The organism is Neptunomonas sp. ABH4_499, assembly GCF_056160565.1.
The window spans coordinates 1-12,207 of the sequence record NZ_JBSWXK010000017.1; the positions used below are offsets into that span (position 1 = coordinate 1).

Here is a 12,207-nt window from a genome sequence, read left to right on the forward strand (position 1 = left end):
CTTAAGTTCTCGCTTAGATAGGCTGAAATCTGGTATCTTTGACCTTCGATCAACTGCTTGTAACTCATGGTAATACTCTTTTTTGTTTGGCGACGATAGAGTACCACCAACAGGCAGTTGATCTCTCCTCACCGTTTAACCATGAGTGGTGCACTTATTATCTGAATTTGCGGAGTATTTTTGACATCGTTGGTCATGCTCACTCCTTGAGCTGGAACTGTAGGCACTCAATTTTAAGAAACATGCCATAGGCTATGCGCTAATGGCATGTTTCTCTGAAAGAAGGTTAGATTTTGATTTTTCTAAATTCTTTCAGCCCTTTCTTAGAGTCTACATTGTTTGTAGTGCAGAGGCTTTTCAGCTTCTTTATAACCAGAATGCTCGGTATACAACTCGCAAACATAATAACGACTAATGCCAGCAAGATAGCCGCTGTGACAATTAAACGCCCAACATCTGCTTCGCTTTGCGCATTAAACGTATAGCCTTTTAATATAAACGTGTACGCAATAAAGCCAAAAAATAAGGCTTGGCCTAGATAAACAAAAACCAACTTCTTTTGATGCTGTTTTTTTAGTTCGATAACTTCGTCTTTTGGTAGTTTTGAAAGGTAATCGGTGTTTTCAATCATACGTGACATGCTTTCATCCTGAATGCATTATATAAGGTAGGTCGTTATTTTACGAAACAAACCTACCTCTTGTCTGTAAAGTGTACAGATGTCTTAAAACGCGCTCGTCGCGATGTAAAGACAGCACAGCATGCTGCTGACAAATACCAGTGATCGGATCAGACCCAACCCCTTGGCGTAACAGATTACAAACAGGACGCGTAAGGCTAAATAAACCCAAGCAATGGTATCGAATTGGTGCATATCGACATTGTTGGCGTAAGCGATGAAAGTTACGGCCACAAAGATGATAAGGGCTTCCCAGCAGTTATTCTGAGCGGCCACTAAACGCGCGCCTAAGCCTTTTAGCTCCGTGTATTGTCCACGTGGGTTGCGATTATCGATCTTCCCAAGCTGTTTAAATCGCACATAGGCAGTCATCCAGGTTAAAACAAATGGGAATAAGGTCAGAATAAACAGTACGTAATAGATGTGTGCCATAGGAAGGTCGCCATGCTAAAGGAGACCTTAACATTAGCACTCAATGGCATTCACGGCCAAACCGCCTTTGGAGGTTTCTTTATACTTGTCCTGCATGTCGCGGCCGGTGTCGCGCATGGTGCGGATCACCTTATCCAACGAGATGAAATGCTCGCCATCGCCGCGCAAAGCCATTTGTGCGGCGTTAATCGCTTTTACGGCCGCAATGGCGTTGCGCTCGATGCAGGGGACTTGTACTAAGCCGCCCACCGGGTCACAAGTAAGGCCTAGGTTATGCTCAAGACCGATCTCGGCGGCGTTTTCCACTTGGGCTTCGCTGGCCCCTAAAACTTGCGCAAGCCCAGCGGCTGCCATGGCGCAGGCGCTACCCACTTCCCCCTGACAACCCACTTCAGCACCCGATATAGACGCATTCTTTTTGCACAACGCGCCAATCGCGGCCGCAGCCAACATAAAGTCGACGACATCGCTATCGCTCGCGTCAGGGTTAAAGGTCATGTAGTACATCAGCACCGCTGGAATAATACCGGCCGCGCCATTGGTAGGTGCCGTTACCATACGCCCACCTGCGGCGTTCTCCTCATTCACCGCTAGGGCATAAAGGTTAACCCAGTCCATCCCCGAGAAGGTGGAGCTGATCACGTTCGCTTTGGTGCCTTGCTTTAACGAGGCGTGCAGCGAGTTAGCGCGACGGCGAACATTTAACCCACCAGGTAAGATGCCTTGATGATTTAAACCGTTTTCGATGCACTCTTTCATCACCGCCCAAATCTGCAGTAAGCCTTGGCGGATCTCGTCCCCTGTGCGCCAGACTTTCTCATTTTCCATCATCAATTGGCTTACGCTTAATTGATGCTGAGTGCACAGCTCCAGCAGTTGCACGGCGGTATTAAAATCGTAAGGGACGTCGGTTTGTGGCACTAAGTGCGCATCGCGCGTCGCTTCGCTTTGGTCCAATACAAAACCGCCGCCAATGGAGTAGTAGGTGTTTTCGTACAAAACGCAGTCATCGCTGTAAGCGACAAGGCGCATGGCGTTTGGGTGGTAAGGCAACGGGTCGTCAAAAAAGCGAACGTCGGTCGCGTAAATAAACTCGATTGGGTGGCTGCCATTCAGCGAAAGCTGGCCTTGCTCGATGGTGGCCTCAACGCGCGGGTGCAGCTCGTTAGGGTTAACTTTATCGGGCCACTCGCCCATCAAACCCGCAATGATAGCGCGATCCGTTGCGTGGCCTTTACCCGTAGAGCTTAATGACCCGAACAGCTCTACATGCACCGCTTTTACGTGTGGTAGTAAATTCTGGGCGTGTAGGTGTTCTGCAAATAACGCCGCCGCACGCATCGGGCCGACCGTATGAGAACTCGACGGACCAATACCGACCTTAAAAAGATCAAATACGCTAATACTCATACGGTGTACCTCAAGCCACGGCTTTTTAGATCATTATTCTGTTGGGTTAATACGCGATTATCAGTGGCCTTCAGCACTGAAACATTGCACGAAACGACATGCGATTCACTTGGATCGACGTTCACTCATCTGTTCTTTTTATTAAGTGATATCACAGGGATTATAGGGTGCTTGGGCTAAAATGTTGACCATTAGGTTTGTTGTATACCAGACGAAGGTCGAAGTGATATGGATAAGCTGAGGCGAAGAGGGGCATGATGCCCCTCGCATGAATCATCAGTTCGAAAACACGACCGTGCGTTTCCCGTTTAAGAACACGCGTTTTTGTACGTGGTAACGTACGGCGTTAAACAGCGTAATACGCTCAATGTCCTGACCTTTGGACACCAAATCCTCAGGGTAGAGGGAGTGATCCACAGTCTGAATGCCCTGTGTGATGATCGGGCCTTCATCCAGATCGTTATTCACGTAGTGAGCGGTCGCACCCACCATCTTCACGCCTTTCTCCCACGCTTGGTGATACGGCTTAGCGCCTTTAAAGCCAGGGAGCAGCGAGTGGTGGATGTTGATCGCTTTGCCATCCAGCGCTTGGCACATCTCAGGTGAGAGCACCTGCATGTAACGAGCCAGCACCACCAGATCGATGTTGTACTCTGCCAACAGTTTTAAGATCTCGGCTTCTTGCTTCGGTTTGGTCTCAGCCGTAATCGGCAAGTGGTAGTAAGGAATGTCATGCCACTTGGCCAGCGGCTCAAGGTCTGGGTGGTTGGAGATGATCACAGGAATGTCGATCTTTAGCTGGCCGGTACGGTGGCGGTACAGAAGATCGTTCAAGCAGTGATCGTATTTCGACACCATGATCGCCACACGGGAGCGATACCCCGGTGGGGTCAACTGCCAGGTCATTGCAAATTCGTTTGCGCGGGCTTGGAAACATTCGTTGAACTGCTCGGGGCTAAAGTCGGCGTGTTCTGGGTGAAACTCGATGCGGATAAAAAAGCGCTCAGACTCACGGTCATCGTACGAGTGAATCTCGTCAATGTAGTTGCCCTGTTCGGCCATAAAGCGGGTCACGACATCCACTGTGCCAATCGTGCTTGGGCAATCGGCGGTGAAGATCCAACGGTCAGTGATGGGGGATTGGCTCATATGTTTTACCTTTGTGATAAGGGCTAAGCGTAAGCGTGTTCAGAGCTGGTGGGCGGTTTGGGCCATCAGCAAAAAAAGGGCATCGATGCCTCATCGATACCCGTAAAAACCGTGCTGTCCTCTCGATTGCTTTCCAGGGGTTAGACAGTCGGTTCGGCCTGTGTGAGGTCACCACCGGTCGCGATGATCGACCTGATCGGGTGAGCGAATCAGGTGCGAACAACTAAGCCGTATTCTTGGCTTGCGGCTTGAATCCAACGCCACAAGTAATCCGAGAAGCTACGGCGTACCACCAACTCGAACTGATCTTCGCCGGTGCGACGAATCAGCGCGGTGGATTTGGCAAACAAGGTGCTGACCGCTTTACCCACGGGGAAGGCATCCAAGTGAAGGTCCACAGGCGTGCTTTTTTGCATCACACGAAGCGCATCGGGTCCACTGAGTTCAAACACCGTTTGGCCGCCGCTCACGTTGACCACGCTGTAGTGCCCTTCGATCTGCTTACGCAGTGACTCTTCGACCGTAAACGCACGCTCGTTAGGCAGTACGACAAGCCACTCATCAGGGCCGACCCAGCGTACCGAGAGGTCACCGTTTTCAGCGCTGGTCAGCGCTTGTGTGGGCAGCGTTACCCCAAGCACATTCTCACAGCCACGCATAAAGCTTGCGTTGCTTGGCTGGCCACGCAGGGTCAAATGTCCCAGCAGTGGCTTTTCGCAAAAGAACACGCCCGCCTGACCATCCCGAAGGGATGGACGAGGTGTCATATTGGTGTGGTGCAGCGGGGATTGGCCGCTGACCGACGCAGGTACTTGGTTCATGGTTGCACAATGGTGCTCATGGGTACCGGAATGGGCTTCGGTTGCCGTTGTCGGGGTGAGTACTTCAGACATTCTGACGCTCTCCTTTAGGGTCCAAGAAGATAGGGCTGCAGATTTCAGCCTCGATCACGCTACCGTCTTTCATTGGGTAGTAAACGGTGTCACCCATTCTGTTCAGACCATCGCTGATGAAGCCCATCGCGATGCTGTGTCCCAAGTTGGCGCTGTAGTAGCTGGAGCTCACATGGCCCAGCATGGTCATCGGGATCGGTTGTTTTGGATCCGCCACCGCTTGCGCACCTTCTGGGATCACCGCTTTCGGGTCTTTGGTTTTTAGGCCCACCATCTGCTTACGGGCGGCGCGAAGGTTATCTTCACGGTTCATGCCACGCTTACCGATGTAGCTGAACGGTTTCGCGTTCGATACACACCAGCTCATGCCCAAGTCGTGCGGGGTCACCGAGCCGTCGGTGTCTTGACCAACGATGATGAAGCCTTTTTCGGCACGCAGTACGTGCATGGTTTCGGTGCCGTACGGTGTTAGATCGTATTTAGCACCGTGCTCGAAGAGTTTTTCCCAAACGTGCAGGCCAAAGTTGGCTTGAACGTTGATCTCAAACGACAGCTCACCGGTGAACGAGATTCGGAACACACGTGCAGGTACACCTGCGACCGTGCCTTGACGCCAGTCCATGAACTTGAAGTTCTCGCCAGACAGATCAATGTCGTCGCACAGATCTTCCAACAGTTTGCGGCTATTAGGTCCCGAGATCGTCATGGTTGCCCAGTGATCGGTCACCGAGGTGAAGTAGACTTCAAGCTCTGGCCACTCGGTTTGATGGTACAGCTCAAGCCATTCCAGTACGCCGGCGGCGCCACCTGTCGTGGTGGTCATCAAGAAGTGGTTTTCACCCAGGCAAGAGGTCACACCATCGTCGAAGACCATGCCATCTTCGTGGCACATCAAACCGTAACGGCATTTACCCACCGCCAGTTTGGCCCACGCGTTGGTGTACACACGTGCTAAGAACTCACGCGCGTCTTTACCTTGGATATCAATTTTACCCAGAGTCGAGGCATCCAGAATGCCGACGCTGTCGCGGGTCGCTTTACACTCACGGTCCAGCGTTTGCTGCATGGTTTCGCCCGCTTTTGGGTAGTACCAAGGGCGCTTCCACTGACCGACATCTTCAAACAGCGCGCCGTGCGCCACATGCCAGCTGTGCATCGGGGTGTAACGCATCGGATCAAACAGATCTTTCGCGTGCATACCAGCTACCGCACCAAAGGTGACAGGCGTGTAGTTCGGGCGGAACATGGTTGTGCCGGTTTCTGGAATGGTTTTACCCAGTACATCGGCGGTGATCGCCATGCCGTTGATGTTACCGAGCTTACCTTGATCCGTACCAAAGCCCATCGCGGTGTAACGCTTAACGTGCTCGATCGACTCAAAACCTTCGCGGGTCGCAAGCTCAATGCCTGCGGCAGTCACATCGTTTTGGTAATCCACAAACTGTTTTGGCGCACGAGAGCGTTTTTTCGTGTGCGGCACATAAAAGAGCGCCATCGCAGGGCCAACGCCAACTTCTGCAACCGCAGGGGCTGTGATCTCGACCGGTGTTTTACCCAGTTCGGTGATCACCTTCGCGGCGCTTTCAAACCCTTCGCCAATGGCGCGGTCGTACGCCAGTGTACCGTTGATGCCGCCAGCAAACAGGCAGTTTTGGTTGGTTTTACCCGGCAAGAAGCCGATCGCTTCATCGCTCCAGATCGGGCGTGTGCCGGTGTGGCAGCACAGGTGAATAACAGGGCTGTAGCCACCAGAGCTTGCGATGGTATCGCAGCTGAGCTTTTGAGTGCTGCCCGAAATTTGACGACCATCGGCGCTGATGGAGGCCACCAAAGCACCGCTCACACGTTTCGTGCCTTGGGTATCGATGACCGCAGAACCTGTGATGATGTTCAGGCCTTTTTTACGTGCCCTCTCGATCAAATCGCCTTGTGGGTTGGCGCGGGTATCCACAATCGCCACCACTTTACGGCCTGCTTCGGCCCAATCCAGCGCGGTTTGGTAGGCGTAATCGTTGGTGGTCATCAAGACCAGCTCATCGCCTGGTACCACGCCGTAACGGTTGATGTAAGTCGATACCGCCGACGCCAGCATAGAACCCGGCAAGTCGTTGTTGCCATACACCAATGGACGCTCGTGAACGCCGGTGGCCAACACCACATGGTGCGCACGGACACGGTGCATACGCTGACGCGCTTGGCCTTCCGGTGCGCGATCGCCTAGGTGATCGGTTAAACGCTGGTGGATGGTTAAAAAGTTGTGATCGTGATAGCCGTTAACGGTCGCGTTTTTCAGAATCGTCACGTTCGCATTTTTGCTCAGTGTCGCTTCCACTTCGCTGACCCAAAGCGATGCTGGATTGCCGTTGATCTCAAGCGTGCTGGACAGCAATGAGCCACCTAACTCGTTTTGCTCATCGGCAATGATCACACGCAAGCCGCTTTCAGCCGCCAGCAACGCTGCAGCAAGACCGGCTGCACCTGCACCCACAACCAATAGGTCGCAGTGCTGGTTCATCTGATCGTAAACGTCGGGGTCTTTTTCCGTGGACGAACGACCAAAACCGGCCGCTTTACGGATGTACTTCTCGTACGTTTCCCACATGTTTTTTGGGTACATGAAGGTTTTGTAGTAGAAGCCAGGAGGCATCATTTTGCCACCGATTTTGCCCAGCGCGCTCATCATATCGAAATCAGCGTTTGGCCAGCCGTTGGTGGCGGTGCAGGTTAGCCCGTCAAACAGCATCTGCTGTGTGGCGCGCACGTTAGGTACTTGAGTTGCTTCGGTCGAACCGACTTGAAGAATCGCATTGGGTTCTTCGGCACCGGCGGCCATGATGCCGCGTGGGCGGCTGTATTTGAAACTACGGCCAACAATGTCGACGCCATTGGCTAACAGAGCAGAGGCGACCGTGTCCCCTTTAAAACCCGGGTATTGCTTACCGTTGTAGTTAAAGCTGATCGGTTTGCTGCGGTCGATACGACCGCCCGTGCTAAGACGATTTTTCTGGCTCATCTTCCGGGCTCCTTAAACTGCTTCATCGGTGAACTGTGGTTGTTCACCCATGAGGTACACTTCTTTGATTTCGTAAGTTACGGTGTCGCGTGTCATGTTAAAGAACTTACGACAGCCCGCGCTGTGGTACCAAATTTCGTGGCGCAGACCCTTGGTATTAGGGCGGTAGTACATGTAGTCGCCCCATTCCTCGTCCGTGCAGTTATCTGGGTCCAGCGGGCGCGGAATGTGAGCCTGACCTTTGTGATGAAACTCTTCCTCTTCGCGGTATTCTTCGCAGTGAGGGCAATAAATATGAAGCATGTTTTTCTCCTTACTGCTGATCAGTGAGCCACACCGGCCGCGCCGTGCTCATCAATCAATTTGCCGGAATGGAAGCGGAACATCGAAAACGGATCCGCAATCGGGTGAGCGCGTCCTTCAGCCAAGGTCGCTGCAAACACATGGCCTGAACCGGGTGTTGCTTTAAAGCCACCGGTACCCCAGCCGCAGTTAAAGAACAGACCGTTAACCGGTGTTTCCGAAATGATCGGGCAAGCATCCGGTGTGGTATCTACAATGCCGCCCCATTGACGGTTCATGCGTACCCGACTAAAGATCGGGAACATCTCAACGATGGCTTGTAACGTGTGCTCAATCGTTGGGTAGGAGCCGCGCTGGCCGTAACCGGTGTAAGAGTCGATGCCTGCGCCGATGACCAAGTCGCCTTTGTCGGACTGCGAGCAGTAACCGTGTACGTGGTTGGACATAACAACGCAGTCGATGATCGGTTTGATTGGCTCAGATACCAAGGCTTGCAGTGGGTGCGATTCGATGGGCAAGTTAAAGCCTGCCATTTTCGCCAATACAGAGGAGTTACCCGCCGCAACACAGCCAACGCGATCGGCTTTAATCACGCCGTGCGTATTGGTTTTTACGCCTACGATGGTGTTGTTCTCGATCACCATATCGATCACTTCGCAGCCTTGGATCAGATCCACACCCAGTGCATCGGCACCGCGAGCATAACCCCACGCAACCGCATCGTGACGCGCGTTACCGCCGCGACGTTGCACGGACGCTCCCAATACTGGGTAACGTGCGTTAGGGGAGCAATCCAGTGCCGGGATCTCTTTTTGCAGTTGCTCCGCATCCAGCATCTCGTTGTCGATGCCGTTTAAGCGGTTGGCATACACAAGGCGCTCGTTGGTGCGCATATCCTGCAGGGTATGACAGGTGTGATAAACACCGCGCTGCGAGAACATTACGTTGTAGTTCAAATCCTGAGACAAACCTTCCCACAGGCCCATCGCGTGCTCGTACAAACGCGCCGCTTCATCCCACAGGTAGTTAGAGCGCACGATGGTGGTGTTACGTGCCGTGTTACCACCGCCTAACCAGCCTTTCTCGATAACCGCCACGTTGGTGATGTTGTGCTCTTTGGCTAGGTAGTACGCTGTAGCCAGTCCATGACCGCCGCCCCCAACGATGATGACATCGTATTTCTTCTTCGGCGTGGGGTTACGCCACTGGCGCTGCCAGTTCTCGTGATGCGTTAAACTGTGTTTTAACAGTCCAAAACCTGAATAATGCTGCATCGTCTCAGCTCCAACTGCCCACTTGGGCGCGATCTATGGATTTGTTTCAAAAGGTGTCAGCGAATCAATCCCGCCATGACACCTTTACTCATCGAGTGCTCGCTTAGCGATACACTGGGTAGTCTTTGCACAGGGCTTGGACTTGGCCTTTCACCTGCTCGATAGCGCCTTCAAGCGCGGCTTCATCGTTCAGCACATCCAGGATGTCGCAGATCCAGCCCGCCAAAATTTTGCATTGCGCTTCTTTGAAACCACGCGTCGTGATCACAGGGGAGCCAATACGCAGACCCGACGTGACAAATGGCGATTGAGGGTCGTTAGGCACGGCGTTTTTGTTCACCGTGATGTGCGCACGACCTAAAGCTGCATCCGCCGCTTTACCGGTCAGACCTTGGCGGATCAAGCTCAGCAAGAACAAGTGGTTGTCGGTACCGCCCGATACCACATCAAAGCCGCGCTCAATGAACACATCCGCCATTGCACTCGCGTTTTTAACCACTTGGGCTTGGTATTCTTTGAACGCAGGCTCCAGTGCTTCTTTAAACGCAACGGCTTTACCCGCGATAACGTGCATCAGTGGGCCACCTTGGCCACCTGGGAATACCGCCGAGTTCAGTTTTTTCTCGATCTCTGGGTTGCTCTTCGCCAAGATCAAACCACCGCGTGGGCCGCGCAATGTCTTGTGGGTCGTGGTGGTGACCACATCCGCATACGGCATAGGGTTCGGATATGCACCGGCGGCGACTAAGCCTGCAACGTGTGCCATATCAACAAACAGGAAAGCGCCTACGGAATCGGCGATCTCGCGGAAACGCGCCCAATCCACAACGCGTGAGTAAGCCGAGAAGCCCGCAACGATCATCTTTGGCTTGTGCTCTTTCGCCAGTTGCTCCACTTCGTCGTAATCGATCTCGCCAGTTTCGGCGTTTAAGCCATACTGAACCGCGTTGTAGATCTTGCCCGAGAAGCTAACGGAGGCACCGTGTGTTAAGTGACCACCATGCGCCAAGCTCATACCCAGAACAGTATCGCCCGGTTGGCAAAGCGCCATGTACACCGCAGCGTTCGCTTGGGAGCCAGAGTGAGGCTGTACGTTGGCGTAATCCGCACCGAACAGCTCTTTAGCGCGACCAATCGCCAGTTGCTCGACTACGTCTACGTACTCGCAACCGCCGTAATAACGTTTTTCCGGATAGCCTTCAGCGTATTTGTTAGTCAGCACAGAACCTTGTGCTTCCATAACGCGTGGGCTGGTGTAGTTTTCGGACGCGATCAGTTCGATGTGGTCTTCCTGACGCTGCGCTTCATTTTCAATCGCTTGCCACAGTGCAGGATCAAACTCGGCAATCGTATCGGTCTTCTGGAACATGTGTGTCTCCACCTTTGGAAAAACCGTCATCAACGGTTCTTGAGTTCTTTCCAGCGATGGTAAAGGCGCAGGCGGGGCTGATGATGTGTCCTAACGCCCTAGGAATGTCCGAAAGCGACAAGGGGATTTACGTGTCGTTTTCCAAACAATCGCCTCGTTAGTTTTTTGACCTGCCGCCTAGAAACTAGGGCAATGCCCAAAGAGGTGTATGAGCGCAAAACCCAATCCGATCATTAGCGGTTGCTTGGTAGTAGAACTTCGCGCGGAAGAGTGGCGGGGCGGTAATGCCGGCGTCTGGCCTAGTGAGTAGGGATGTACCCTTAAGGTACGGGTTGGGGTATATTGAATCTTGCGGTGCAAAGGATGTATGCACGAACGCTTAAAGACTTTAAACGTACCTTAACTGACAGGGATGTAAGATGAATTCATTTGAATATGATTTCACAGAAGCGATTCTAGATGACCAACGTTTTGTAAATGAAAACCTTAAAGAAATTGAATTGGCTTTTAAAGATGATAATCTTTCTTTAGGTATGTATTTGTATTCGTCTTCGATGTTGTTTATTTTGGATAATATTCTTAGGCGGGTGCAAGGTAATAATATTAATGATTTTTCAGATGTTGTAGTAGATTGCAACTTTTTGTTTGATCTGTTCGAAGAAGTGGTAGAAAAAAATCTTGTTTCCTCTATTAGTCTGTTAGCTTTTAATAGGCTTTCGAATGAAAGGGTTGCTAGTCTTTTATTTGTTTTGTCCTTTTGTGTTGATAGAGGTTCTTACATTAAATTTATATCCTGTTCCAAATTTGATAACTTGAATTTTCTGTCTTTCTTAAAGCTTTTATATAAAGGTAGTGTTTGCCCGCTTTCTGTTGATAACAGAGAGTATGATAAATTGCTTCAGTTGAATAGCGGTGCAGCAAAAGAGGTGATCCCTGATTTTCTTAGGTCTTGGCCGTTATATCTTAAAAAAGATAAAGTTTCCTTTTGTTCTTATAGAAGTAATGGTAGAAATAATAAAGGTGCTTGGGATGGAGATGACTGCTACATTGTTATGCTTCTATCATTTCTATTTAGTGTTGATAAGGATCTAGACCCTAATGAAGAGTATCTACCCACCCACTTAATGCCTTTGTTCAAAGAGCGCTTTCCACTGTATGGCGTTTTAAGTAATGCTTCGCTTCGTGAATCTGCAGTAACAGTACCGCCCGCGGTGAAAAATACAGATATCCACCCTTACGCACAAACCATTCTGAATGAAGAGGAAGCCTTCATCGTTTCCGCTATCTATGCCTATTCTACTCTTGAGTATGTCAACGAGGTCTTTAAGCATCAGGAAGCGTCGGAAGATCTGATGGAGTTTGTCTCCATGCTCAATTGCAGCGAGTGTGAAGTGGGTGGCTTTGCATCAGACGAAATCTATTTCTCGATAGAAGTGGATCATAAGAATAAAGAGTCGGCGATTGAGTTTCTGAATCGCGCAGCGAGCTATATTTATGGCTCTACCTTCGAATTTGATCTGTTAGCGTGTGACACCGTTTATGAAACCATCCAAACCTTTAATCGTGCGCTTGAGCCGCTAGGCGGCATGGTTTACTCACTGGATACCGGTTGCGATAACTATCTGTTTTTTATTACGGATACAGCGAATAAAGCGCAACTGGATCGTATTTTTGAAGAGGTTTAA

The 12,207-nt window shown here is 51.2% G+C and carries 10 protein-coding genes; 1 reads left to right on the forward strand and 9 read right to left on the reverse strand.

What is annotated here, in order from left to right; all coding sequences use genetic code 11:
• Positions 1-286 precede the first annotated feature (286 nt).
• From ACXAF9_RS15260 to glyA, 9 genes are all read right to left on the reverse strand, one after another.
• The gene (locus ACXAF9_RS15260) at positions 287-640 is read right to left on the reverse strand and encodes a hypothetical protein (protein WP_475075553.1); all 354 of its coding nucleotides are present in this window, start codon (positions 638-640) and stop codon (positions 287-289) included.
• Between the two features lie 84 nt (positions 641-724).
• Positions 725-1,111 carry an MAPEG family protein gene (locus ACXAF9_RS15265; protein WP_475075554.1) on the reverse strand — a complete coding sequence of 129 codons (387 nt, stop codon included), beginning with the start codon at positions 1,109-1,111 and terminating at the stop codon, positions 725-727.
• Positions 1,112-1,144: 33 nt separating this feature from the next.
• Entirely contained in the window at positions 1,145-2,521 is a 1,377-nt protein-coding gene (locus tag ACXAF9_RS15270; RefSeq protein WP_475075555.1) for an L-serine ammonia-lyase, read from the reverse strand.
• 276 nt (positions 2,522-2,797) lie between these two features.
• Positions 2,798-3,670, reverse strand: coding sequence for a formyltetrahydrofolate deformylase (gene purU, locus ACXAF9_RS15275; protein ID WP_475075556.1), 873 nt, complete (start codon positions 3,668-3,670; stop codon positions 2,798-2,800).
• 209 nt (positions 3,671-3,879) lie between these two features.
• Positions 3,880-4,563, reverse strand: a complete 684-nt coding sequence (locus tag ACXAF9_RS15280) for a sarcosine oxidase subunit gamma (RefSeq protein WP_475075557.1) — start codon at positions 4,561-4,563, stop codon at positions 3,880-3,882.
• Positions 4,556-7,576: a sarcosine oxidase subunit alpha gene (locus ACXAF9_RS15285; RefSeq protein WP_475075558.1), complete on the reverse strand. Its 3,021-nt coding sequence runs from the start codon at positions 7,574-7,576 to the stop codon at positions 4,556-4,558. The genes ACXAF9_RS15280 and ACXAF9_RS15285 overlap by 8 nt, the downstream gene beginning before the upstream one ends.
• A 12-nt stretch (positions 7,577-7,588) precedes the next feature.
• Positions 7,589-7,879: a sarcosine oxidase subunit delta gene (locus ACXAF9_RS15290; protein ID WP_475075559.1), complete on the reverse strand. Its 291-nt coding sequence runs from the start codon at positions 7,877-7,879 to the stop codon at positions 7,589-7,591.
• A 20-nt stretch (positions 7,880-7,899) separates the two neighbouring features.
• On the reverse strand, positions 7,900-9,153 hold the full coding sequence (locus ACXAF9_RS15295) for a sarcosine oxidase subunit beta family protein (RefSeq protein ID WP_475075560.1): 1,254 nt from the start codon (positions 9,151-9,153) through the stop codon (positions 7,900-7,902).
• A 103-nt stretch (positions 9,154-9,256) separates the two neighbouring features.
• On the reverse strand, positions 9,257-10,522 hold the full coding sequence (gene glyA, locus ACXAF9_RS15300; RefSeq protein WP_475075561.1) for a serine hydroxymethyltransferase: 1,266 nt from the start codon (positions 10,520-10,522) through the stop codon (positions 9,257-9,259).
• 419 nt (positions 10,523-10,941) lie between these two features.
• On the opposite strand from glyA, the gene ACXAF9_RS15305 reads away from it, so the two are divergent.
• Positions 10,942-12,207, forward strand: a complete 1,266-nt coding sequence (locus tag ACXAF9_RS15305) for a DUF6630 family protein (protein ID WP_475075562.1) — start codon at positions 10,942-10,944, stop codon at positions 12,205-12,207.